Source organism: Pseudarthrobacter sp. PvP004, assembly GCF_017876035.1.
Lineage (GTDB): Bacteria > Actinomycetota > Actinomycetes > Actinomycetales > Micrococcaceae > Arthrobacter > Arthrobacter aurescens_A.
Genome location: NZ_JAGINL010000001.1, coordinates 1,127,297 through 1,152,018, shown reverse-complemented (window position 1 = coordinate 1,152,018; position 24,722 = coordinate 1,127,297). Strand labels below are relative to the sequence as shown.

Below are 24,722 nucleotides of genomic sequence, written 5' to 3'. Positions count from 1 at the left end.
ATGATCAATGAATGGTCCCCACTGTAAACGCACCGCACTTGCTGGAGCCTGTCATATCCGAGCTTTACTGCCCCAGCCGCATCTTCACTTGGAACGAACTGCAGAGCATGGCGTTCGATGGCATCCTGCTGCCCCTGTACGGCAAGAGTTACGCCTCCCCGGGCGTACCTGTCACCCACCGCCTGAGGGCCCGCGCAGCGGCCCTGACCGTCCCGGAACGAATCCGAACCAAGGTGGTCGCGGGACGGCTCACAGCAGCGTGGATCTACGGTTGCGCGAATCCACCGGACCACCTGTCACTGCTGGTTGATGTAAAACATCGCATCTCCAGTTTGCGGGGAACCACGGCCTGCAGTCTCCATGAGGTCCGTCTGGGTCAAATGGACGTCGTCAGCCTCGGAGGAATGCTGGTGAGCAGCCCACTCCGAACCGCGGCCGACATCGCCCTCCACGTCGAAGCCGATCGCGCTCTGCCGGCGTTGAGGCGTCTTCTGGACCGCGAAGAGCTTGGCATCCGGCTCCGTCTGCTGACTCTGGCTGTTGAGGCGGCCCCCCGAGTCCCCCATAAAAAACGTGCCTTGGCAACCTTAGCGAGACTGGCCCGGTAGTGCCCCGGCCGGCCCAGCCGGGACACTGCCAGCCCAGCCGAAGCCGGGCTAGCTGCGGCGGCGGTTACCAGTAGTGCGATAAACGTCAAAGACACCGTCAATGCGTCGTACAGCGTTCAAGACGTGGTGCAGGTACTTCGGATCTCCCATCTCAAAGGCAAACTTCGAGATCGCCACCCTGTCGCTCGAGGTGTGAACCGACGCGGCGAGGATGTTCACGTGGTTCTCGGACAAGATGCGGGTCACATCGGACAGAAGAGACTTCCGGTCCAACGCTTCAACCTGAATCTCCACCAGGAAAACACTCGACTGGGTGGGTGCCCATTCAACTTCGACGATTCTGTCCGGCTGGTCGCGCAGACCGGAAACATTCGTGCAGTCAGTCCGGTGGACTGAAACTCCTGAACCACGCGTGACGAAGCCCAGGATGGGGTCCGGGGGCACCGGCGTGCAACAGCGGGCCAGCTTGACCCACACATCGCCCACGCCTCGCACGATGACGCCTGAGTCCGAGAACTTCGACTTCGCAACCTGAGTGGGAATACTAACTTCGTCGAGGTCTTCGTCCGGCGTTTCATGGCCGCCCAAATGCTCAACGAGCTTTTCCATGACGGACTGAGCTGACGTGTGCCCGTCACCCACACCTGCGTAAAGCCCGGAGATGTCTACATAGTGGAAGTCCTCGGCCACAGCGGACAGAGCATCGTGCGTCATCAAGCGCTGCAGAGGCAGGTTCTGCTTCCGCATGGCGCGGGTCAGCATGTCCTTGCCACGCTCAATGGCTTCCTCGCGGCGTTCCTTGGTGAACCATTGGCGGATCTTATTGCGAGCACGTGCCGACTTGACGAAGTGCTGCCAATCCTGGCTGGGACCGGCGCCTTCCGCCTTAGACGTGAAGATCTCCACCCAGTCGCCATGATTGAGTTCGCTGTTAAGCGGAACCAACTTGCCGTTGACTCGGGCACCGATGGTTCGGTGGCCAACCTCCGTGTGCACGGCATACGCGAAGTCCACAGGTGTTGATCCTGCTGGAAGGGCCATGACTTCACCCTTAGGGGTGAAAACGAAAACTTCCCGGGCATTAATCTCATATCGAAGCGAATCCAGGAACTCTCCGGGATCGGAGGTCTCCTGCTGCCAGTCCACCAGCGACCGCAGCCAGCCCATGTCGCCGTCGCGCGGGCTGCCCGGTCCTTGCGCGGTCCGGTTGGGCTGGTCTTTGTACTTCCAGTGCGCTGCCACGCCATACTCTGCCCGACGATGCATCTCGTGGGTACGGATCTGGATCTCCACGGGCTTGCCGCCGGGCCCAATCACGGTGGTGTGCAGTGATTGGTACATGTTGAACTTGGGCATGGCGATGTAATCCTTGAACCGTCCCGGAAGGGGGTTCCACCGCGAATGCAGCGTCCCGAGGGCCGCGTAACAGTCACGCACAGAATCCACCAGGACGCGCACACCCATGAGGTCGTTGATGTCGTCGAAGTCCTTATCCCGGACGATCATCTTCTGGTAAATCGAGTAGTAGTGCTTCGGACGGCCCGTGATGGTCGCCTTGATGCGTGCCGTCCGCAAGTCATCCGCTATCTGGTTACGGATGACGCTGAGGCTCTTTTCCCGCTCCGGCGTCCGGTCTCCCACCATGCGTACGATTTCCTCATACACCTTGGGGTACAGCGCAGCGAAGGAAAGATCTTCCAATTCCCACTTGATGGTATTCATGCCCAGGCGATGGGCCAGGGGTGCGAAGATCTCCAGTGTTTCGCGGGCCTTGCGCGATGACGACTCCGCGGAAACGAATCGCCAGGTGCGTGCATTGTGGAGACGGTCCGCCAGCTTGATCATCAGGACACGGATGTCCTTGGCCATCGCGACGACCATCTTGCGGACGGTTTCCGACTGGGCAGCCTCACCAAAACTGACTTTATCCAGCTTGGTGACGCCGTCCACCAACATGGCAACTTCAGGGCCGAAGTCGCGCGTCAGGTCAGCCAGCGTGTACGGGGTGTCCTCCACGGTGTCGTGAAGCAACGCTGCCGCCAGGGTTGTCCCGGTCATGCCGAGCTCAGCCAGGATGGTGGCCACGGCCACCGGGTGGGTGATGTACGGATCACCGCTCTTGCGCTTTTGTCCCTGGTGGCTCTGCTCTGCCACCGCGAAAGCGCGTTGGATCAGATCGAAGTCCTCTTTGGGATTGTTCGCCCGGACGGTCCGCAGCAGGGGTTCCAGGATGGGCGAGTAGGGGGCGATGCCCCGTCCGGTCAGGCGGGCCAGGCGTGAACGTGTGCGTTCCCGCCGTCCCGGGAAGGTGGGACGCACGCCGGGAGAATCAACCGGCACCGCAGCTGCAGTCCGTCCCGGCACACTCGTTGCCGGAACTGCCACAGCCTTGCGGCCGTCATCCCCGCCCGCCGGTGGTGCCGACGTCGCACGTTCTTCCACAGAAGTACCCCTCACAACCGATTTAATTCTCCCAGTCTATTCCCGTAGGTGAATGCTTCTGCAACCGGGCAGCACATGACAATGACTCAAGCAAGTCAAGAAGCCGGCCTCCGCCCTGATGCGGAGGCCGGCTTCCGGCGAAACAACGGGGCTGAACAGGCCCTAGACTGTGGCTTCAGTCCTGCGGTGCGCAACCTTTTTGGCTTGCTTCACGAGTTCCGGCTCACCTTGGCGCAGCCACGCGTACAGAGGCGCCGCAATGAAGATCGTGGCAGCCGTACCAATGATGATGCCCACGAACAACGCCAGGGAAAGGTCCCGCAGCGTGCCAGCGCCCAGGAGGCCTGCACCGATAAACAGGATTGCTGCTACCGGGAGGACGGCCACCATCATGGTGTTGATGGAGCGGACCAGAGTTTGGTTGATCGCCAGGTTGACTTCTTCACCGAACGTGCGGCGGGTGGACGTGGTGATATCCGCCGTGTTTTCACGAATCTTGTCGAACACCACCACGGTGTCGTACAGCGAGTAGCTGAGGACCGTCAGGAATCCGATAATCGCCGACGGCGTGACTTCGAAGTCACTGAGGGCGTAGATGCCCGCTGTAATAAACATGGTGACCAACATGCCCACCAACGCCGACAACGACATCTTCCAGGTCCTGAAGTACAGGGCCATCAAGACAGCCGCCAAACCAACGAACACCACCAAGCCGATGAGCGCCTGTCGGGTGACATCCTGGCCCCAGGTGGGTCCCACGAAGTTGGAGGTCACTTCGTTTTCCGTGACTCCGTAGGCGCTGGTGAGGCCGTCCTTGATGCGGTTCGTCTCGTCGTCGGTCAACTGGTCCGTCTGGATCCGCATGGTGTTGCCGGCAACGTTCGCGACGCGCGGAATGGCGCCGGGAACGACGTCGTGCACGGCCTTTTCGCCGAGGCTCGCGTCGGTGGTGCTCACGTTGGAAACGGTGAACTCCGAGCCGCCACGGAACTCAATGCCAAGGTTGAAACCACCCTTGGCCACCGGGATGAGGATAGAGAGGGCTACGGCGACGGCCGCAATGATGAACCAGATCTTCTTCGAATTTACGAAGTTGTATGAGCGCTTGCCCGTATAGAGCTCATGGCCGAAGGTTGCGAAGCTCGTCGTCATTACTTCTCCTCCTTGGTGCCGTTGGAAGTACCAGTGAGCTGGCCCTTCTCGGCAAGGCGCCTCTCGGCGATGGTCATGCGTCGTTCGGCTTCGGCTGCGGCACCGGTGTTGCGTGCGCGAACCACGGCAGGCTTTTCCTCAGGCGTACGGAGGCGCCCCGCCCCCCGGTACAGGGGAACTGCGCCCAAACGGTCAGGGGAAAGCCCGGAGAACCTGTGACCTTCGCCGAAGAACTTAGTGCGCGCCAGGAGCTGCAGCGTGGGGTGCGTAAACATGAACACCACAATGAGGTCGGCAACTGCCGTCAAGCCGAGCGTGAACGCGAAGCCACGGACGTTGCCCACAGCCACGAAGTAGAGGACAACTGCGGCCAGGAGATTGACCGCCTTGGAAGCCAGCACCGTTCGCTTGGCGCGCTTCCATCCATTCTCCACCGCGGAAACGAGTCCACGGCCCTCGCGCAGCTCATCCCTGATGCGTTCGAAGTAGACAATGAAAGAGTCCGCAGTCTGGCCAATGGCCACGATCAGACCTGCTACGCCTGCCAGGGAGAGACGGTAGTTTTCCGTCCATCCAAGGATGGCGATGGCCAGATAGGTCAAGACACCCGCCACCACAAGGGAAGCGATGGTGACAAGACCCAAGGCACGGTACTGGAACAGCGAGTACACAACTACCAGCAACAAACCGATCATGCCTGCGAGCAGACCAAGGCGAAGCTGGTCGCCACCCAGGGTGGCAGAGATCTGCTCCTGCGATTGGATCTCGAAGCTGATGGGCAAGGCGCCGTAGCGCAACTGGTCAGACAGGGCCTTGGCGGAAGCCTGGGTGAAGTTGCCCGTGATCTGCGGCTTTCCATCGGTGATGACAGCAAGGGCGCGCGGCGCCGAAATTACTTTGTCGTCAAGGACGATCGCGAACTGGGACTTGGGATCATCAGAACCCTGCAATTGTGCTGCAGCATAGAACTGGTTGAGCCGCTCTGTGACTGCCTTGAACTTCGCCGTTGCATCCGCGTTGAAGACGATGTTCACACCCCAGGAATTGGTCACGGAGCCCTGTGCGCCCTGGACCTGGGAGAAGGTGGAATCACTGATGTCCTGGCCCCTGACTTCCACCGGACCAAGGATGTACTTGATCGCGGGAGTCTGGGCGGTGGCTGCCTCGCAGGTTACCAACGGCTTGGCAGGATCCGAACGCTCGCGCTTCTCCGGGGAGGGATTCACGCAGTCCAGCGCCTCGAATTCCTTGACGATATCCGCCGTTACCCAGTTGATGTCGCTGGCGTTGGCCGGCTCCGCGGTGGGCTTGGGCAGCTGGTCATCCGGAGTGCGCTGCTCGGCCGGGACAGCCGCCGGGTCACCGTAGGTGATCACCGGCCGGAAGTTCATGTCGGCAGAAGCCTGAATCAGGTCGCGGGTTTCCTTGGAAGGTGTTCCCGGGAGGCTGACCACCACGTTGCGGCCCGACTGGGTGCTGATTTCGGCTTCGGCAACACCCGAGCCGTCAACTCGCTGCCGGATGATGGCAACTGCCTGGTTGAGCTGCTCTTCATTGATCTCGCTGGAACCCTCCACCCTGGGGGCCAAGATCATCTGGGTTCCGCCTTCAAGGTCCAGAGCAAGCTTGGGAGCCCAACTGGCATTGCCAGTTACTACTCCACCAGCCAGGACAGCTGTTAGTACAACGAAAATTGCTCCAAGCCAGGTCAGCACCCTGCGGGCTGAGTTTTTGGGGCCGGTCCGTGCCATTATCGATCTTCCTGTTATCGCCGGACAGCCGCCGGCCGACGCTTGTGAGCGTCTGCCGGCGGCTCTCCGCTGCCGTAGAAGTTGCCTTGCGCGGTGTCGCCGCGACTAACGGTGCTAGTTGTCCTTCTTGTCCTCTTTGTTGAGGCGCGCGATGGTTTCTTCCGGGGTCTCGACGGCGGCAGGAGCTTCAGTCTGCGCGGCGGTCAGGGAAGAAGCGTCGTCCGGAACAACCGGCGCTTCTTCGGGGGTGGTTTCGACCACCTTGGTGACTGCCTGGCGGTGAACCGTAGCCTGGTTGCCCGGCGAAAGCTCGATGACAACCTTGTTCTCAGCTTCGTCGATGGACACGATGCGGCCAAAGAGACCGAAGCTGGTCATGACGTCGACACCCGGAGCGAACTTGGACTGCATTTCAGCCTGCTGCTGCTGGGTCTTCTTGTTGCGGCGGAACATCATGAAGACAAAGAGTCCAAGCATGACGAACAGCAATATGGTCATTGGATCCACAGGGAAGTTCCGTTCTGTACTTACGTTTTGGTTCACGGCAACGTCCCTGGCAGATCCCCGTAGCGGGCATGGATCAAGGACTCGAACGTGCCGAGCGTCATACCAGTCTAGTGGGAAAAGCTGAACACAGCGTGTTAACCGACAGTATCTACGCTTTCGGCGTGGTTTTCGTCCTCACCGAACAGGGCAAGCGTCTCTTGGCCGAAGACTCCTGCCGGGACTGCATAGCCCAGGTGCGTCCAAGCGGACGCCATGGCGATGCGACCCCGCGGCGTTCTTCCCAAAAGTCCCTCGCGGACCAAGAAAGGCTCAGCTACGGTCTCCACCGTTTCGGGTTCCTCACCCACGGCAATGGCCAAGGTGGACAAGCCGACGGGACCACCGTTGAACTTGGTAATCAGGGCTTCCAGAACGGCCCGGTCCAGCCTGTCCAAGCCCCGCTCGTCTACTTCGTACATATCCAAGGCTGCTGACGCCGAACGGGCGTCGATTTGCTCAATGCCGTGAACGAGGGCCCAGTCGCGAACCCGGCGGAGGAGCCTGTTGGCTATGCGGGGTGTTCCCCGGGAACGGCCCGCAATCTCCGTAAAGCCTGCAGAGTTCACCTTCAGGTCCAGGAGCCCTGCCGAGCGCCGGAGGACAAGCTCGAGTTCGGCCACCGAATAGAACTCAAGGTGCCCGGTGAAACCGAATCGGTCCCTCAGAGGCCCCGGAAGAAGACCTGCGCGGGTGGTGGCGCCCACCAGGGTGAAGGGCGGCAGCTCCAAGGGAATGGCAGTTGCGCCCGCTCCCTTGCCCACCACGATGTCCACACGGAAGTCCTCCATGGCCATGTACAGCATTTCTTCTGCGGGCCTGGACATGCGGTGGATTTCGTCAAGGAACAGGACCTCGCCCTCCGAGAGCGAGGAAAGGATGGCTGCGAGATCTCCGGCGTGCTGGATGGCAGGTCCGCTGCTGATACGCAGTGGTGCGTTCATTTCGGCCGCGATGATCATGGCAAGCGTGGTCTTGCCGAGTCCTGGAGGCCCGGACATCAACACGTGGTCGGCGCTGCGGCCTCGCATCTTTGAGGCCTCAAGCACCAAAGCAAGCTGCTTGCGGACCCGGTGCTGTCCCACAAAATCGTGCAGGTTCTTGGGACGGAGAGCGGCCTCGATGACCCGCTCTTCCGGTTCTTCTCCCCCGCTGACGAGTGATGGCTCAGCCACGGCTGCCTACGCGGTTTCCTGCGCGCGCCCCGTCCTGGCCAAGCCAGCGCAGCGTAGCGCGAAGTATCTGGGCCACGTTTCCGGCGTCCACGAGTTCCGGCGAATCAGCCATGGCTTTGTCGATGCTGCCGTTGGCGTCCTTCTCTGACCATCCCAAGCTGGTCATGGCGGCGACTACCTGAGGCTTCCATTCGGCGTTCGGGGCTGCGGCGGGAGCAGTGCCGGTGCTGGTTCCGTGCGGGACCAACTTCCCGGCCAGTTCCAGGACGATACGGCCGGCCACCTTCGGACCAATACCCGGCACCTTGGTGAATGTCTTGCTGTCGCCGGTGTGTGCAGCAACCCGGATAGCTTCGGGTTCATGCACGGCAAGAACGGCGAGGGCAAGCCGCGGGCCAACCCCGCTGACGCTGAGGAGGACGTCGAAGACTTCGCGTTCGTCGTCGTCCGCGAAACCGAACAACGTGAGGGAGTCTTCCCGGACGATCATGGAGGTGAAGAGTTTGGCTTCACTTCCGGTCTTGAGGTGGCTCAAGGTCTGCGGTGTGGCATAGACACTCATACCCGCACCGTTGAGGTCGATAACAGCGGTGGACAAACCAACGTGGGCTACGGTTCCACGGAGAAAACTGATCAAGACCCGGCTCCTGAAATACTGCCTGCTCCGTCGCCGTAATATTGCGGCCAAAGCGGACTATCCGAACATATTTACGAATACCCTAGCAAGAGCAGCCGACAATCACCGTTTGCGGCGCGCTTTTGCTTCGGCGTCGGCCCAGGCCTTCTGCGCCGGCGTCAGGGAACTGTTGCCGGATGCGGCGCCCATTCCGCTGCCTGCACGCCAGGCGTGCGTTAGTGCCAACGCGAGGGCGTCCGCCGCGTCAGCGGGCTTGGGTGGAGCATCCAGGCGCAAAATCTTGGTCACCAGCTTGGTTACGGCATCCTTGTTGGCCGTGCCGCTGCCGGTTACCGCGGCTTTGACCTCCGACGGTGTGTGCAACGCGACGGGGATGCCACGGCGTGCGGCCGCAGCGATGACGACGCCTGAGGCTTGGGCCACACCCATTACCGTGCTCACGTTCATCTGCGAAAAAACGCGTTCGACGGCGACGACATCCGGCTCGTGACGGTCGAGCCACTCATCAATTGCCTGGGCGATGACCAGCAATCGTTTGTCCAGCGTGAGTTCCGCCGACGTGCCAACCACACCCACGGCCACCATGGTGGCCCTGCGGTTTTTCTCGATGTCCACAACACCGATGCCGCAACGGGTAAGGCCCGGATCGACTCCCAATACGCGAAGAGTCAATTCCGGGCCTTCCTGTTAGCTGTCAAAGTAACTGCGCTGCACCCGACTACTCGGAGTCGAGGGCAGCCTGCACTTCCTCGCTGAGGTCCGCGTTGCTGTAGACGTTCTGGACATCGTCCAGGTCTTCCAGCGCATCCACGAGCTTCATGAACTTCTTGGCACCGTCAACGTCCAGGTCCACCTGCATGGACGGAACGAATTCGGCTTCATCGGTTTCGTAGTCGATGCCCGCTTCTTTCAGGGCGTCGCGGATGGCCTGAAGATCGGAGGGCTCGGAGTGGATCTCCCAGTTTTCGCCGCTGTCCTTGACTTCCTCGGCTCCAGCCTCCAGGACCGCCATCAGAATGTCGTCTTCGCTGAGGCCGTTCTTGGGCAGCACCACAACGCCCTTCCGGGCGAAGAGGTAGCTCACGGAACCGGGATCGGCGATGGTGCCACCGTTGCGGGAGATTGCCAGGCGTACCTCGGAAGCAGCACGGTTCTTGTTGTCGGTCAAACATTCAATCAACAAAGCCGAGCCCTGCGGACCGCGGGCCTCGTACATGATTTCGGTGTAGTCCACCACTTCGCCGGTGAGGCCTGCCCCACGCTTGATGGCACGATCGATGTTGTCATTGGGAACCGAGGTTTTCTTGGCCTTGGTGACGGCGAGTTCCAGGCCTGGGTTGCCGGCGAGGTCCGGGCCACCCATGCGGGCAGCAACTTCGATGTTCTTGATCAGTTTCGCGAACGACTTTGCACGCCTGCCGTCAATGATGGCTTTCTTGTGCTTGGTGGTCGCCCATTTGGAGTGGCCTGACATGCTTTACGCTTCTCCTCTGATCATTCGAATAAAGAGTTCATGCACGCGTTTCTCTCCCGTCACTTCCGGATGGAAGGAGGTGGCCAGCAATTGGCCGGAACGCACTGCAACAATTCTAGCCACTCCATGCAAAGTAGCCGTGTGGCTGGCGTGGTCGGGGTCAACCTGGGCAAGGACTTCGACGCCTGAACCTACGCGTTCCACCCAGGGGCCGCGGATGAATACCGCGTGAACGGGATCCACACCGGACTCCCCCGCACTGAAATCCAACCCCTTGAAATCGAGGTCGGTTTCGAAGGACTCGCGTTGGCGTCCAAAGGCATTTCGGCGGACAGTAATATCCAATCCGCCAAAAGTCTGCTGGGGATTTCCGTTCAGGTCCGTAGCCGGGTCCGCAATTTCATCGGCCAACAGGATCATGCCGGCGCAGGAGCCGTAGACGGGAAGTCCCTCCGCGATGCGCTTTTGAAGGGGGTCACGGACTTCGAAGATCCGGGAGAGTTTGTCAATGGTGGTGGATTCGCCGCCTGGAATAATCAGGCCGTCGATGTCGTCGAGCTCTGACGGGCGGCGGATACCCACGCCGGTGGCACCAGCGGCCTCCACAGCGTGGATATGCTCGCGGAAGTCGCCCTGGAGAGCCAGCACGCCGATCCGGAGTCCTGAACCCACGCGTGACGAAGCGTCGGAAAGGGGGTTGGTCATTCGACCATCATAGTGGCCCAAGCCTTCCGTTACGCCGTTTGCGGCCACCAGGCATTACCGGCAGTCAGGGTTCCATGCCCTGACTGGGATATATTACAGAGCATGCTTTCCTTCAGCGTCCCCCTCGGCAAGCTGGTCCGCACACTGTCCCGGCTCCGGGGTGGAGGCTCAGCTTTCCCCGGCTTGGTAGTCGAGAAAATCGACCCCGGCTTCATGCAGCGAACGCTGGCGTCGCTCCCCCTTGGCGTAGCCGTGGTCAGCGGCACCAACGGTAAAACCACTACCACCAAGATGGTGGTTGAACTCCTTGAGAGCCAAGGCTTGAAGGTCTTCACCAACCGCAGCGGCAGCAACTTCACCCGGGGCGTAGCCGCCTCACTCTTAGGCGACGTGGATTGGCGTGGACGCCTCGACGCGGACATCGCCATTCTGGAACTTGACGAGGCCCACGCCGTGCACTTCGTCAATAAAGTGGAGCCCCGCTTCAGCCTCCTGTTGAATGTCCTGCGCGACCAATTGGACCGCTTCGGTGAAATCGACAAGACCGCCCGTTTGCTGGAGCACATCGCCTCCAAGACCACTGACACGGTGGTCCTCAACCGGGAGGACCCCCGTGTCGCCCGGATTGCCAACGCACTCAACACCTTGGACGCCGTACACCACCCCGAGATCAGGTACTTCGGTCTCGACGAATCGTTGCGCAGCACTTTTCCCAACGACGACGAGATGCGCACCACGGCGATCGGCCCTTCCCCGTCAGGAACCTCGGTTGCCGCAGAAACCGGTGACGACGTAGACCTGCCGGCTGCCGACGTCGTACTTCGCCGGGTAGGTGCCCAGGACGCTGACTTTGAGTTCGACGGCGAAACCGTCACCACAACCATGAAACTGCGCGGCGTCTACAACATCTTCAACGCTGCGGCGGCATTGTCGCTGGCGCGGGCCATCCTGGGAACCGGCCCCGTTGACACGCCCAAACTCGTGAAATCTTTGGGAGAAGTTGCTCCCGCGTTCGGCCGCGGTGAAAGCCTCACGGTGGATGGACAGCCTTTGGAGCTGGTTCTCGTGAAGAACCCCAGCGGGTTCCGTCTCGGACTGAAGTCCTTCCCTGCCGGTGGGTACGCCACCATGATTGCCATCAACGACAACTACGCCGACGGCAGGGACATGTCCTGGCTTTGGGACGTTGAGTTCGATTCCCTGCGGGAAGACGGCGTTGAGGTCCTCACCGGTGTCCGCGCCTACGATATGGCGCTGCGCCTCCAGTACGACGACGTGCACTTCGGAGTCGTGGAACCTGACATCACCGCAGCTCTTCGGGCTTTCATAGACGGCTCGCGGGGCAAGCCCAAACGCATCTTCTGCACGTACACCTCCATGCTCGCCATTCGCCGTGAACTGGCCAAAATCACCATAGTTGAGGTGGTCTCATGACCTCGGAAGCACAACCCACGCCTGACTCACAGCCCAGCAAGGGCACCATCCGCGTTCTCCAGCTCTACCCGCGGGAAATGAACATCTACGGTGACTGGGGCAACGCCCTGGTCCTTAAGCAACGGATCAAGTGGCATGGCTACACCCCGGAGTTGCTTGAGTACAACGTGGGCGACGACTTCCCCGACGACGTGGACATCATTGTGGGCGGCGGCGGGCAGGACAGCGGCCAATTGGTCATCCAGGACGACCTCCAGGCGCGCGCCGGACAGCTGAAGCAGCTCGCCGACGAAGGTGCCCCCATGCTGGTGATTTGTGGGCTGTATCAACTTTTCGGCAAGTTCTTCAAGACCAGCACAGGGCCCGTCATTCCCGGTATTGGCATCCTTGACGTCGAAACCCACGGAACCGACGAGCGACTCATCGGCAACGTGACCATGAAGTCTGCCGAATTTGGCGACATCCTGGGCTACGAGAACCACAGCGGGCAAACTACCCTGGGTCCCGGCGTCGAGCCTCTCGGCACTGTCACCAAGGGCGCGGGCAACAACAGCAAAGACGGGCATGAGGGCGCCCGCTACAACAACGTTGTAGCGAGCTACCTTCACGGTTCATTGCTGCCGAAGAACCCGGCCATTGCGGACTTCCTGATCCGCACGGCGGCCGAACGTAAATTCGGTACTTTCGTGCCTGGAAGGCCCGACGACGGTTACGCGCGCCTTGCGCGGGAACACGCCGCCCGCCGGCCGAGGTAGAAGTTACTTTTCCTTGGTGATCAGTAGTTCGTGTGCGCCTGCAGTTGCTGCGCCCATGGACTCAACCACCGCTTTGGTTCGCTGGTAGGTCTCAGCGTCGGCCGCAGGTGTAGCGCAGACTCCCTGGGGTGCGTCGCTGGCTACCGAGCACCAGCGATAGGGATCGCGAACGATGACTGACGGAGCCCAGGCGAGATCCGAAGCAGCCCAAGTACCGGCAGCGTTTTGGCTGAACTGTGCCCTGACGAGCAGCCCTTCGTTATTGGCGACGTACCACGGTGACAATTCAGTGACGCCGTTGCCCAGCCCATACACGATCCACGTGCCTTTGTAATTCTCGATAGGCAGCACCGAGTGGGTGTGGTGTCCGTAGATCATGGTGAACTGTCCGCTGTCCACCAACGCGTGAGCAACCTCCTGCTGCTGGGCATTGGCTTCGCTGGCGTACTCGTCTCCGGCATGCATGACGCCAAGGACAATGTCAGCCCCAAGTGCCTTCGCCTGGGTCGCCTTCGCGATCATGGCCGCCGGGTCCAGCTCGTCCACCAGCCACGGGTATTCCGGGATTTGCCCATTGTGGCCATACGTTCCAATGATGACGGCCACCTTGGCTGCGTCCGTTTGGAGCATCAGTATTTCCTTGGACTCCGCTTCCGTGCGGTAGGACCCCGTGTGCTTCAGGCCCGCTGCATCCAAAGCATCCAGTGTCCGGAGCAAACCTTCGGTCCCGCGGTCAATGGTGTGGTTGCTCGCTGTAGTGCAGGCCTGGTAGCCGACTTCCTTGGAAGCAGTGATGATTTGCGGCGGCACGTTGAAGGACGGGTAGGCAGAGAACGGCCCTTCCGGAGAAGCAACGGGCGTTTCTTGGTGGCAAATGGCGAGGTCGCTGTTGCGAATGTAGCGACGCTGTCCTTCAAGAAGCGGGACGAATGTGTAGCCGGGAAGACCTGCCGCCGCGGCGTCAGCTCTAGCTTGTTGCCAGAGCTGGGTGTGAACCAGCATGTCGCCTGTCACCGTGATGGAGGTGCAGCGTAATTCCGGGCAAGCGGGCCCCTTGCCCGGAGTCGGGTTCGGCGCAGGGGTACGCGTTGGAGCCGGGGTTTCCGTTACCGGGGCCGAAGCGGCGCTGCTGCGGTTCGAGTTTTCAGTTTCGGCAATGACACCGCAGGCGTTCAAGGACAGGGTAAGCGCCATCGCGCCCAGCACGAGTGCCGCCAGCTGAGGACGGTACCAGGCCGCGGAAAATGTGATTTTGCCCATGACTTTCATCCTACGGCGGAAGCCCGGAGGAACAGGGCGTGCCGCTCTTGAGGACACGATTCTTACGTGAAAGAGTCGCTTCATGACCAATCCACTCTTGAGTTCCAGCCCGCTGCCTTACGGGCTTCCGCCCTTCGCCGGCATTTCAGCAGAGCACTACGCCGAGGCCGTAGAGGCAGGCTTGGCTTCGCATCTCCAGGAAATTTCGCGGATCGCGGACAACCCGGAGCCCGCCACCTTGGAGAACACAGCCTTGGCCATGGAGCGGTCCGGACTTCTCCTCAACAGGGCTGCCGCAGCGTTCTTCACTCTCGTTTCCGCGGATGCTTCAGAGGCCATCAAAACGCTTGAGACAAAGTTGTCACCCAAATTCTCAGCACATCAGGATGCTGTCTATATGAACCGCGCGCTCTTCGAGCGGTTCGCCGCCATAGAAACCACCGGCCTGGATGCGGAAGCCTCCCGATTGGTGGAGGAGTACCTCAAGGAGTTCCGACAGTCCGGAATTCAGCTCGATGACGCCGGGCAGCACCGCTTGCGTGAAGTCAACGCGGAGCTGTCCCGCTTGGGCACCGAGTTTGGCCAGCGCGTCAAGGAAGGCATGAAGTCCGCCGCCCTGCTCCTTGACGACGCCGAAGATCTGACCGGGCTGCAGCCCGAAATGGTTACCGCCGCTGCAGAAGCTGCAAAGCTTGCCGGGCATGATGGCAAGTACCTACTGACGCTGATCCTACCCAGCAACCAACCCGCCTTGGCGTCACTGGAGAACCGAACCATCCGCCGTCGCCTGTATGAAGCGTCCCTGGCTCGCGGCGCCGATGGCGGCACCTTGGATGTCCGCGACCTGGTGAAAGCTACTGCACGTTTGCGGGCCGAGAAAGCCACACTTTTGGGGTTTGCCAACTTCGCTGAGCTGGTAGTGGACCAGCAGACTGCGCCAGGTTTCAGCGAAGTACAGGCGATGCTTGGCCGGCTCGCTCCGGCTGCCCTGAGCAACGCTGAGTCGGAAGCACAAGCCTTGGCCGAAACCGCCGGCCACCAACTTGAGCCGTGGGATTGGGCGTACTACTCAGCCCGGGTCCGCCAGGAGAAGTTCGAGGTGGACGAGCAAGCACTCCGGCCTTACTTCAGCCTTGAAACCGTACTCAACGACGGAGTCTTCCATGCGGCGACCAAGCTGTACGGGGTTACCTTCAGTGAGCGGGAAGACCTTGAAGGCTATCACCCGGATGTCCGTGTCTGGGAAGTCCGTGATCAAGACGGCAGCGGCCTCGGCCTCTTCTTGGGCGACTACTACACCCGGGAGTCAAAGCGCGGAGGTGCCTGGATGAATTCCCTCGTGGAACAGTCCAGCATGCTGGGAACCCAGTCCGTGGTCATCAACAACCTCAACATCACCAAGCCGGCTCCCGGCGAGCCTACATTGCTGTCCTTGGACGAGGTCCGTACCGTTTTCCACGAATTCGGCCACGCGTTGCACGGGCTCTTTTCCGATGTCACCTATCCACGGTTCTCCGGAACGTCTGTACCGCGCGACTTCGTGGAATATCCGTCCCAGGTCAACGAAATGTGGATCATGTGGCCCGAGGTCCTGGCCAACTATGCACGCCATTACTCCACGGGGGAGGCACTCCCCCAGGACACCGTGGACAAACTCAATGAGTCATTGTTGTGGGGAGAAGGGTTCGCAACTACCGAATATCTCGGGGCGGCGCTCCTTGACGTGGCGTGGCACGTGCTGTCCGAGTCCGAAGTCCCGGAGGACGTTCTCGCGTTCGAAGCCAAGGCGCTGGCTGATGCGGCAATCACGCACCCGCTGATCCCGCCGAGGTACCGCACGGGGTATTTCCAACACATCTTCGCCGGTTCGGGTTACGCAGCGGGCTACTACTCCTATATCTGGAGCGAGGTGCTGGACGCCGACACTGTGGAATGGTTCAAGGAAAACGGCGGCCTTACCCGCTCCAACGGGGACCGGTTCAGATCCGAGCTGCTATCGAGGGGTAACAGCCGCGATCCGCTGGAATCCTTCCGCTCATTCCGAGGCCATGACGCCGACCTGGCCCCCCTGCTAAAGCGCCGCGGCCTCAACTAAACACAACGACGCCGGACGCTCACCTCATAAGGCGACCGTCCGGCGTCGTTCATAACCTCAAGCACCTCAAGCTGAGGGCAGGGGCGATCCGGCAGTGTGCGTAAAAGGGGCCCCGCGCCCTGAGCAGCTACTTAGCTGCCAACGGGGCGCGGGGAATAGCACGCAGAGGATTGCCGCTGTCCGAGACTTAAGTGCGGCTTACCAGCCGCGCTCTGCGAGGCGGTGGGGCTGGGGGATGTCGTCGACGTTGATGCCCACCATGGCTTCGCCCAGGCCGCGGGAGACTTTGGCAATGACATCGGGATCGTCGTGGAACGTGGTGGCCTTCACGACGGCGGCGGCGCGCTCTGCCGGGTTGCCGGACTTGAAGATACCGGAACCAACGAACACACCGTCGGCGCCGAGCTGCATCATCATCGCAGCATCAGCCGGGGTAGCGATGCCACCGGCAGTGAACAGCACCACGGGGAGCTTGCCGGTGGCGGCAACTTCCTTGACCAGCTCGTACGGGGCCTGCAGCTCCTTGGCCGCAACGTACAGCTCGTCCTCAGGCAGGGCAGCGAGCTTGGCGATCTCCGAACGGATCTTGCGCATATGGCCCGTGGCGTTGGAAACATCGCCGGTACCGGCTTCGCCCTTGGAACGGATCATCGCCGCGCCTTCGTTGATACGGCGCAAAGCCTCACCGAGGTTGGTGGCGCCACAGACGAACGGGACGGTGAAGTTCCACTTGTCGATGTGGTTGATGTAGTCCGCCGGGGTCAGGACCTCGGACTCGTCGATGTAGTCAACACCGAGGGACTGCAGGACCTGGGCTTCGACGAAGTGGCCGATGCGGGCCTTGGCCATGACCGGGATGGACACGGCGGCGATGATCGCATCGATCATGTCGGGATCGGACATGCGGGACACGCCGCCCTGGGCGCGGATATCGGCCGGGACACGCTCGAGTGCCATGACAGCCACGGCACCGGCATCCTCGGCGATGCGGGCCTGCTCGACGTTAACGACGTCCATGATGACGCCGCCCTTGAGCATCTCCGCCATGCCCCGCTTAACGCGGTTGCTGCCCGTGACGCTGTTCGCGGACGAACCGGCTTCGTTGCTTACATCTGGTGTAGACACAAAAACCCCTATGGGTAGATAAACGACCGTTTTGCCGGAGGCGCGCGCAGCCACACGACCGCAATCAGCGCACACCGGGTTTCAGGTCAAGGTGACCAAGTACTAGTAATAGTAGTCGCACCTTGCATGGTGGCAGTACATTCATTACTGCCTCGAAGGGCAATAAAGCGGGCTCTGGTAGGACAGGTGCACAACCGGAGAGGAACGATTTTGGTTTGCCAACCAGTTCCCCCGGCAAGCGTTGACCCACGGCGTTTATGCTGCAGCAGTTCCATCGGCTTCGGCCATGGCCTGTCGGCGAACGGCGGTCATCCGTTGGACGATCGTCACCACACTTGCCAAGGCAAGGAGGATCAGGGTCCCGAACAATACAACCGGCGGCAGACCCAATCCCGTGAGCCCCGTGACGAGCAGCACGGACGCCAAGCGCTCTGCACGCTCTGCGATCCCGACGCTCGCTTGGTAGCCCAAGGACTCCGCTTTGGCCCGGGCGTAGGAAACAACCATTCCAAGAACCAGGCAGATGACTGCTGCAGAACCTATCGCCGGATCCTCACCTCCGGTGAAAAACCAGATAGTCAGGCCGGCAAATATCGCACCATCGGCAAGCCGGTCCAAAGTGGAATCCAGGAAATTGCCCCAGCCGCCGCTGCGCCCCTGAAGCCTCGCCATGATTCCGTCTACGACATCTGAAAATGCGAAGAAGGCGACCACAACCGAACCCCACCACAAAAAGCCCAACGGGTAGAGGACGAGTCCGCCCAATATCACGCCTGCGGTCCCTGCAATGGTCACGGCGTCAGGAGACACACCGATCCTCAGGAGCCATCGCGCTAGAGGAGTAAAGAGTGAAGTGAAAAAGCCGCGCGCATGCCTATTGAGCATTCGACTCCCCCGGCCAGGCTTCGGCCACAAGCTTGCGGACCTCATCGAGTGTCTGCGTGATGGCCTTGGTCTGGGCGATGATCGGGAAGAAGTTTCCATCCCCGCCCCAGCGCGGAACCACGTGCTGATGGAGATGCGCTGCGATTCCGGCACCACCGGTCACGCCTTGGTTCATGCCCAGATTAAAGCCGCTCGGATTGGAAACTTTCCGCAGCACCCGCATTGCCGTCTGGGTGAGGTCGGCGAACTCGGCCGTTTCCTCCACTGTGATGTCCGTGTAGTCGGGAACGTGCCGGTAGGGGCAGATCAACAAATGACCTGGGTTGTACGGGAACAGGTTAAGGACCACATAGCAGGTCCGTCCCCGATAGACGATGAGGGATTCCTCATCTGAGCGTGTGGGTCCTACACAGAACGGGCAGTCGTCCTTGTTCTTGAATTGATCCTGCCCGCCCTTGATGTAGGCCATACGGTGCGGAGTCCACAGGCGCTGAAACGCGTCCGGTACGCCTGCCAATCCGAAGTCATCGGTGACGTCGGCATCGCTCGGAAGGTCAGCTGCCGCGCCTGTGTTCTCCTGCACCGTCTCTGTGTCCGTTCCGTCAGCTCTCGCGGTTCTTGACGGCGTCAACGATCCTGCGGACCGCCTCGGCCACGGGCACTCCATTGTCCTGGCTGCCGTCCCGGAAGCGGAACGACACCGCACCGGCTTCCGCATCCTCGCCGCCGGCAATCAGGACGAACGGGATCTTGTCCTTGCTGGCTGTGCGGATCTTCTTGGGGAACCTGTCCGAGGAGATATCCACCTCGGCACGGATTCCGGCAGCCTTGAGCTGGCCGACGACGTCGAACATGTAGTCGTTGAACGTCTCGGCGACGGGGATGCCCACTACCTGTACAGGAGCGAGCCATGCAGGGAATGCCCCGGCGTAGTGCTCGGTGAGAACACCCATGAAGCGTTCCACGGAACCGAAAAGGGCCCGGTGGATCATGACGGGGCGTTGGCGCGTGCCGTCGGCAGCCTGGTATTCCAATTCGAAACGCTCGGGCAGGTTGAAGTCCAGCTGAATGGTGGACATTTGCCAGGTCCTGCCCAGAGCATCTTTTGCCTGAACGGAGATCTTGGGGCCGTAAAATGCTGCTCCACCCGGGTCCGGTACCAAGTGCAGACCGGAAGCCTCTGCGACCTCGGACAAAGTGCGTGTAGCTTCCTCCCAGGCGGCATCGTCACCAACGAACTTCTCTTCGTTCTTGGTGGAGAGCTCCAAGTAGAAGTCGTCCAGGCCGTAGTCCTTGAGCAGGCCAAGGACGAAGTTCAGGGTGGTGGTGAGCTCGTCCTTCATCTGCTCGCGGGTGCAGTAGATGTGGGCGTCATCCTGTGTCATGCCACGGACACGGGTCAGCCCGTGCACAACCCCGGACTTCTCGTACCGGTACACCGAACCGAATTCAAAAAGGCGCAGCGGAAGTTCGCGGTAAGATCGGCCCCGGGAGCGGAAGATCAGGTTGTGCATGGGGCAGTTCATCGGCTTCAGGTAGTAATCCTGCGCAGGCTTCCGCACGCTGCCGTCTTCGTTGAATTCGGCGTCCACCTGCATCGCCGGGAACATGCCGTCCTTGTACCAGTCAAGGTGGCCTGAAACCTCGTATAGGTGTCCCTTGGTGATGTGCGGGGTGTAGACGAACTCATAACCGGCGTCCACATGGCGTTGACGGGAGTAATCTTCCATTGCCTTGCGGATGATGCCGCCCTTGGGGTGGAACACAGGGAGGCCGGAGCCCAGCTCATCCGGGAAGGAGAAGAGGTCCAGTTCGACGCCGAGCTTGCGGTGATCGCGGCGCTCAGCTTCAGCTATGCGTTCCTGATATGCCTTGAGGGCTTCCTTGGTGGGCCACGCGGTGCCGTAAATGCGCTGCAACTGCTGGTTGTTCTGGTTGCCGAGCCAATATGCCGCAGATGAACGGGTCAACGCGAAAGCGTTGGAGATGATTTTGGTGTTCTGCAGGTGCGGTCCGCGGCAAAGATCGCACCAGATGCTCTCGCCGCTCTTGCGATCCACATTGTCGTAGATCGTGATGTCGCCCGCGCCGACCTCGACATTGACGCCTTCAGCCGCGTCGCTTGCGTCGTTCTTCTTGCCCAACAGCTCCAGCTTGTAGGGCTCGTTGGCCATCGCTTCGCGGGCTTCTTCTTCGGTGACTACACGGCGAACGAACTTCTGGTTCTGGTTGATGATCTTTTGCATCATCTTTTCCAGCGTGCGCAGGTCTTCCGGGGTGAACGGATCAGCGACGTCGAAGTCGAAGTAGAAGCCGTCAGTGATGTACGGGCCGATGCCGAGCTTGGCCTCGGGGCGCAACTGCTGGACGGCCTGCGCCATGACGTGCGCTGTGGAGTGGCGGAGAACGTTGAGTCCATCAGGGGAATCGATGGTGACGCCCTCGACGTCTGCACCCTCGGTGAGGACTTGGTCAAGGTCCTTGAGTACACCATTGACACGGGCTACAACGACGTCGCGGCGCTCGAAGAAGAGTTCCGCGCCGGTAGTCCCTTCCGTCACCTTGGTCTCTTCGCCATCGACGATGAGGGTGATCTGTTGGGCATCTGACACGGGTGTCTCCTATTCATAGTTAAGGCTTCATAGCTTGTGGCGTACGGGGACCACAGCCAGCCACCGTCAATCGTATCCGCTTCAGCGAAGGCGGCCAAAGCAGCGCGCCGGGGCCGGATTCGGCTGCCCGAGGAAGGATTCTGCTGCGCGTTCAGCTTCCCAGGCCAGTGATGGCGAGGTTCCTGGAGATGCCATGAAGGGGCCCGTGGTGGGTGTATTCATCCGGTAGACCAACTTCGGCAGGCAAGAGTTCGGAATATGGCAATGCTTCGGGCCGGCTGAGGTCCCATGCCTTGCTGGCACTCAGACTGATTCCCTTGGGACCGGTCCTTCTGGTGGTTCCACGAATCAACAGCATGCGGGTACCAAACAAGAGGGGCCCCGATTCTTCCTGGGCTTCATGGAAGAAGACAGAGTCAACACAACCTGTGCCGTCATCGATGCTGATGAAGACAACGCGCCGCCCGCCCCGCATGGGTGGGGTTTGTGTCGCTATCCGGACCCCCGCCACCAGGACTTCGGTCCCATTGCGCAGGCTGAGGAGTTTGTCAGCCGTAGTGACTCCCAACTTCTCCAACAGTGGCCGATGGCTTTCCATCAAGTGCTCGCTGACATCCACAGCCATGAGATCGAGTTCCGCCCTGACGTTGTCCACCATTGTGGGCGCAGGCAGTTCCGGAGCCAGGTTCCGCAGTTCCACATCGCCCAAGGCAAACGCCAGTTGTCCCTCAATGACATCGGTGGCTTTTTTGGAAGGGTTGCTTTGGAGTGCTTGCAAGTGTTGTACGAGGTCGGCCCGGTTCGCTTTTCCACCGGAGTCTTTGTGCAAGGCATCAAAGGCGCCAAGTTGGGCCAGTCTTTTAATGTTTGGTTTACTCACCCTCGCCCGCGCCCGGAGGTCTGCCAGGGAATCGTACGGTTGCCCGGCCACGATCCGCTTCAGTTCTGCGCCTGATAGCCCATAGATCCCAGTGAGGCTCAAGCGGATTCCGAGCTTTCCATGATTGGTGCCTTGCTGGATTTTCTCCACCCGGTATTCAGCCTGGCTCCTGTTGATATCCAAAGGCAGGATGGGAATGCCTAGCCGGCGGGCTTCAGCAACGAGCAGTCGCTTGGGATACATCCCGGGATCGTGTTCCCACAGCCCGGCGAGGAAGGCCTCGGGGTGATGGGCCTTGAGCCAGGCAGACTGATATGTGGGCACAGCAAAGGCAGCACCGTGGGCTTTGCAAAAACCAAAACTGCCGAAGGCTTTCAGGGTTCCCCAGACCTTGTCCACCACTTCGGGACTGTATTTCTTGATCGCTTCCTTTCGGAAGTACTTCTCCACTCCCGGTTCCTGCACTTCGTCGCCCAGGGCCCGACGAAACTCGTCGGCCCTGTCCAAACCGCAATCGGTCATGACGTGGAAGGTCTTCAGGATCTGCTCATGGAAAACAGTCACCCCGTGTGTTTCCTGCAGGACTGGCTTGAGGTCCTGGTGGGGATATATCTCAGGAGCAAAGCCGTGCCGGTGTTCCAGGAAGGGTCGCACCATGTCGGATTTCATGGGTCCGGGCCTGAAAAGCGAGATGTCGATGATGAGGTCGTTGAATTCCCGGGGAGCCATCTTTCCAATGAGTTCCCGTTGTCCCGGCGATTCGATCTGGAAGCAACCAAGCGTGTGGGTACTGCGTATCAGCTCATAGGTGGGTTCGTCGTCGAAAGGTACGGCATTGAGGTCGATCCTGCCGTCAGGGGCAATGTAGTCAGGACCATCCCCGCCCGGCTCGATTGGATGCCTGCCTGCTGCCACCACTTCAGCTTTGGAAGGATGCAGCCGAATCACTTCCCGAACCGCAAAGGCCATGGCACTCTGCATGCGCACTCCCAGGACATCGAGTTTGAGCATGCCCATGGGATCCATGTCATGTTTGTCGAATTGACTCATGGGCAGGCCCAAGCCACTGGGCTGGACGGGTGTTCGATCCAGCAGTGTGGCATCTCCCAGAATCACTCCACAAGGATGCATGGAGATGTGCCGGGGAAGGCGATCCAGCCTTTCTGTAAGGTCAACCAACAGGTCCAGCTGTTGGTTCTCCTCCAAGGCTCCCCTTTCCACCCGCCCGGCAAAATCACGCAGCTCGGGCTTCTCAACCAAGGCCTCACGGAATTTGCGTGCAGAGAATCTCCACAGTTGCTTGGCGATCTCACCGACTTCATCGTCCGGCATCCCCAAGGCCATGCCGGCATCACGAACTGCACCACGTGCCCTGTAGCCGTTTTGCATGCTCATCAGGGTGACCCGTTCGGCCCCAAAGCGGTCAAAGATCTTTCGGTAGACGTTGTGCCTTTCAGCACTTTCCACATCAATATCAATGTCTGGAAGGGTTGACCGCCGGCCGGATAGGAAGCGTTCAAAGATGAGGTCATGGCGGATCGGATCAACCTGGCTGATATCGATCAAGTAGTTGACCAGGCTTGAGGCACCGGATCCCCTCGCGGCAACCCGGACCCCCATATCCAGGATCATCCGTGAAACTTCTGCCACGGTAAGGAAGTAGGAGGCAAAGCCAAGCCTGCCGATGATCCCGAGTTCGTGCTCCAACCGCGAGCGCAGGTGTTTTTCAGCATCTCCGTTGATGCCCGGGAACCTTCTGGTGATTCCGGCTTCGCAGCGTTGGGTGAGTTCAAGCATGGGGTCTGCGTCGATGCCGATGATGGAGGCCTCGGGGACTACGGGTTTTTTCCATCCCATATCGAGGACAGGATTGATGCGGCATTTGTCTGCGAGCGCTTCGGTGTTTGCGAGGAGTTTGGTGAGGTCGGCTTTTCCTTGGCCTGCGGCGTTCATGATTTCTTTACCGAGTTGGAGCATTTGCTGCGGTGTCTTCAGCCAGCCCTGCCCGGTTGGTTGGAGCATCCCGGTTGGTTGCAGCGGGGGTGCTGTTGAGAGTTCCGGGAGGGATTTGAGGGTGCGTGCGGAGTCGAGGACGTCTGCGGTGGCGGCGCCGTCCTGGGCGCAGTAGCGGACTGCGTTGCTGAGGATTGCGGGGATGTTGTATTCGAGGGCGAGTTTGAGCATGCGCACTGCGTGGGCTGTGCTGAGCGGCTCTCCCGGGGCGCTGAGGTGGGATACAACTTCGGCGACCATGGTGCCGGGGGGCATGGCGTCGATCCACTGTTTGAAGAGGGTTCTGGGCCTGAGGTATTTGCGGCCCCCCATGGCAAGGCCGACGTCGGAGTCGGGTCCTATCAGCACTGTCAGGACTGGTTTGAGGGTTTTGGGGTCAAGGGTTCTTGAGGCGAGTTCTCCCCGTGTGACTGCAGCAGGGACTGCTCCCCCGGCTTTTCCTGAGGTGCGTGCATGGGCGTCGGATATGAGGCGGCAGAGTGCCCTGTACCCGGCGCCGTTGTTGTTGCCGTGGGCGAGTACGACGACGCGGCCCCCGACTTGGGTGCGGTGGTCGCCGTCGTCGTCGAATACTGCCAGGTCCACCCCTACGATGGGGTCAATGCTTGCGTCCATGCATGCTTTGAGGTGTTTGATGGTGCCGTATAGGCCGTCCCTGTCTGTGCAGGCGAGCGCTGTGGCTCCGTTTGCTGCAGCTGTTTGGGCAAGTTCATCGGGCCAGGAGACGCCGTAGTGTGCGCTGAAGGCTGTGGAGACGTGCAGGTGGGTAAAGCTCAAGGTTCACGCTGCTTCTTCGGGTTCTTCGGCGCGTGCTGGTGCGGCGTCGTGGATGCGCAGGAGTCTCCAGCGTCCGCTGCCCACGTGCCGGACGAGGTCAAGGGTGATGGAATGGTTGGTTTCGGCGTCGGCTGCGGTGGGTAGGAGCTGTACACGCCAGATTTCGTGGTCGACCAATCCGGCGCCGGTCCCCAGTGGTGCGCGGTTCTCTTCAAGCCACCATTGGCGCCTTTCGTACCATCGGACCGGTTCGTTGGTGACTGTGTACCGGGTGCCTTTCCAGCGGACTTCCTGTGGCTGGCCTGTGTCGGTGCAGATGACTCCGACAGACTCGCTGAACAGCCCCATATCCACACCTCTTTACGCCGGAAACCTTATTCGAAAGTATGTTCGAATAAA

At 60.6% G+C, this 24,722-nt stretch carries 20 protein-coding genes; 4 read left to right on the top strand and 16 right to left on the bottom strand.

The genetic code is table 11. The annotated features are described in order from the left end of the window. Nucleotides 1-11 precede the first annotated feature (11 nt). Nucleotides 12-608, top strand: coding sequence for a hypothetical protein (locus J3A64_RS05275; protein WP_210063757.1), 597 nt, complete (start codon nucleotides 12-14; stop codon nucleotides 606-608). Between the two features lie 48 nt (nucleotides 609-656). Here the strand turns inward: J3A64_RS05275 and J3A64_RS05270 are convergent, their stop codons facing one another. From J3A64_RS05270 to pdxT, 9 genes are all read right to left on the bottom strand, one after another. Next, on the bottom strand, nucleotides 657-3,050 hold the full coding sequence (locus J3A64_RS05270; RefSeq protein WP_014921985.1) for a bifunctional (p)ppGpp synthetase/guanosine-3',5'-bis(diphosphate) 3'-pyrophosphohydrolase: 2,394 nt from the start codon (nucleotides 3,048-3,050) through the stop codon (nucleotides 657-659). A gap of 162 nt (nucleotides 3,051-3,212) precedes the next feature. Further along, complete coding sequence (gene secF, locus J3A64_RS05265; RefSeq protein WP_014921986.1) at nucleotides 3,213-4,202, bottom strand: protein translocase subunit SecF; 990 nt, start codon at nucleotides 4,200-4,202, stop codon at nucleotides 3,213-3,215. Then, nucleotides 4,202-5,953, bottom strand: a complete 1,752-nt coding sequence (secD, locus tag J3A64_RS05260) for a protein translocase subunit SecD (RefSeq protein WP_011774978.1) — start codon at nucleotides 5,951-5,953, stop codon at nucleotides 4,202-4,204. Before secD ends, secF begins: the two co-directional genes overlap by 1 nt. A gap of 114 nt (nucleotides 5,954-6,067) precedes the next feature. Then, on the bottom strand, nucleotides 6,068-6,451 hold the full coding sequence (gene yajC / locus J3A64_RS05255; protein ID WP_024816850.1) for a preprotein translocase subunit YajC: 384 nt from the start codon (nucleotides 6,449-6,451) through the stop codon (nucleotides 6,068-6,070). A gap of 143 nt (nucleotides 6,452-6,594) precedes the next feature. Beyond that, entirely contained in the window at nucleotides 6,595-7,671 is a 1,077-nt protein-coding gene (ruvB, locus tag J3A64_RS05250) for a Holliday junction branch migration DNA helicase RuvB (RefSeq protein WP_210063756.1), read from the bottom strand. Next, the gene (gene ruvA / locus J3A64_RS05245) at nucleotides 7,664-8,308 is read right to left on the bottom strand and encodes a Holliday junction branch migration protein RuvA (protein WP_014921988.1); all 645 of its coding nucleotides are present in this window, start codon (nucleotides 8,306-8,308) and stop codon (nucleotides 7,664-7,666) included. Before ruvA ends, ruvB begins: the two co-directional genes overlap by 8 nt. Before the next feature lie 102 nt (nucleotides 8,309-8,410). Then, the gene (gene ruvC / locus J3A64_RS05240; RefSeq protein ID WP_011774982.1) at nucleotides 8,411-8,980 is read right to left on the bottom strand and encodes a crossover junction endodeoxyribonuclease RuvC; all 570 of its coding nucleotides are present in this window, start codon (nucleotides 8,978-8,980) and stop codon (nucleotides 8,411-8,413) included. A 46-nt stretch (nucleotides 8,981-9,026) separates the two neighbouring features. After that, nucleotides 9,027-9,782, bottom strand: coding sequence for a YebC/PmpR family DNA-binding transcriptional regulator (locus J3A64_RS05235; RefSeq protein ID WP_011774983.1), 756 nt, complete (start codon nucleotides 9,780-9,782; stop codon nucleotides 9,027-9,029). Nucleotides 9,783-9,785: 3 nt separating this feature from the next. Continuing rightward, the gene (gene pdxT, locus J3A64_RS05230) at nucleotides 9,786-10,487 is read right to left on the bottom strand and encodes a pyridoxal 5'-phosphate synthase glutaminase subunit PdxT (protein WP_210063755.1); all 702 of its coding nucleotides are present in this window, start codon (nucleotides 10,485-10,487) and stop codon (nucleotides 9,786-9,788) included. 102 nt (nucleotides 10,488-10,589) lie between these two features. Here pdxT and J3A64_RS05225 point away from each other — a divergent pair, with 102 nt between their 5' ends. Continuing rightward, on the top strand, nucleotides 10,590-11,921 hold the full coding sequence (locus tag J3A64_RS05225; RefSeq protein ID WP_043470329.1) for a Mur ligase family protein: 1,332 nt from the start codon (nucleotides 10,590-10,592) through the stop codon (nucleotides 11,919-11,921). Beyond that, nucleotides 11,918-12,676 carry a type 1 glutamine amidotransferase gene (locus J3A64_RS05220; RefSeq protein WP_011774986.1) on the top strand — a complete coding sequence of 253 codons (759 nt, stop codon included), beginning with the start codon at nucleotides 11,918-11,920 and terminating at the stop codon, nucleotides 12,674-12,676. The genes J3A64_RS05225 and J3A64_RS05220 overlap by 4 nt, the downstream gene beginning before the upstream one ends. A 3-nt stretch (nucleotides 12,677-12,679) precedes the next feature. On the opposite strand, the gene J3A64_RS05215 is transcribed toward J3A64_RS05220, so the two are convergent. Then, nucleotides 12,680-13,945, bottom strand: a complete 1,266-nt coding sequence (locus tag J3A64_RS05215) for a CapA family protein (RefSeq protein ID WP_210066067.1) — start codon at nucleotides 13,943-13,945, stop codon at nucleotides 12,680-12,682. Nucleotides 13,946-14,018: 73 nt separating this feature from the next. On the opposite strand from J3A64_RS05215, the gene J3A64_RS05210 reads away from it, so the two are divergent. Continuing rightward, nucleotides 14,019-16,031 (top strand): M3 family metallopeptidase, encoded by a 2,013-nt coding sequence (locus J3A64_RS05210; protein ID WP_210063754.1) that lies wholly within the window; start codon nucleotides 14,019-14,021, stop codon nucleotides 16,029-16,031. Nucleotides 16,032-16,229: 198 nt separating this feature from the next. On the opposite strand, the gene pdxS is transcribed toward J3A64_RS05210, so the two are convergent. The 6 genes from pdxS to J3A64_RS05180 all read right to left on the bottom strand — a co-directional run bounded on the left by pdxS (nucleotide 16,230) and on the right by J3A64_RS05180 (nucleotide 24,671). Continuing rightward, the gene (gene pdxS, locus J3A64_RS05205) at nucleotides 16,230-17,156 is read right to left on the bottom strand and encodes a pyridoxal 5'-phosphate synthase lyase subunit PdxS (protein ID WP_014921993.1); all 927 of its coding nucleotides are present in this window, start codon (nucleotides 17,154-17,156) and stop codon (nucleotides 16,230-16,232) included. Between the two features lie 255 nt (nucleotides 17,157-17,411). Next, nucleotides 17,412-18,041 carry a phosphatidylinositol phosphate synthase gene (gene pgsA, locus J3A64_RS05200; protein ID WP_043470332.1) on the bottom strand — a complete coding sequence of 210 codons (630 nt, stop codon included), beginning with the start codon at nucleotides 18,039-18,041 and terminating at the stop codon, nucleotides 17,412-17,414. Continuing rightward, the gene (locus tag J3A64_RS05195) at nucleotides 18,031-18,624 is read right to left on the bottom strand and encodes an HIT domain-containing protein (protein WP_011774990.1); all 594 of its coding nucleotides are present in this window, start codon (nucleotides 18,622-18,624) and stop codon (nucleotides 18,031-18,033) included. The genes pgsA and J3A64_RS05195 overlap by 11 nt, the downstream gene beginning before the upstream one ends. Before the next feature lie 19 nt (nucleotides 18,625-18,643). Next, nucleotides 18,644-20,653 (bottom strand): threonine--tRNA ligase, encoded by a 2,010-nt coding sequence (thrS, locus tag J3A64_RS05190; protein WP_011774991.1) that lies wholly within the window; start codon nucleotides 20,651-20,653, stop codon nucleotides 18,644-18,646. Between the two features lie 151 nt (nucleotides 20,654-20,804). After that, on the bottom strand, nucleotides 20,805-24,323 hold the full coding sequence (locus tag J3A64_RS05185) for a DNA polymerase III subunit alpha (RefSeq protein ID WP_210063753.1): 3,519 nt from the start codon (nucleotides 24,321-24,323) through the stop codon (nucleotides 20,805-20,807). 3 nt (nucleotides 24,324-24,326) lie between these two features. Beyond that, on the bottom strand, nucleotides 24,327-24,671 hold the full coding sequence (locus tag J3A64_RS05180; RefSeq protein ID WP_014921996.1) for a DUF6504 family protein: 345 nt from the start codon (nucleotides 24,669-24,671) through the stop codon (nucleotides 24,327-24,329). Nucleotides 24,672-24,722: the final 51 nt, after the last annotated feature.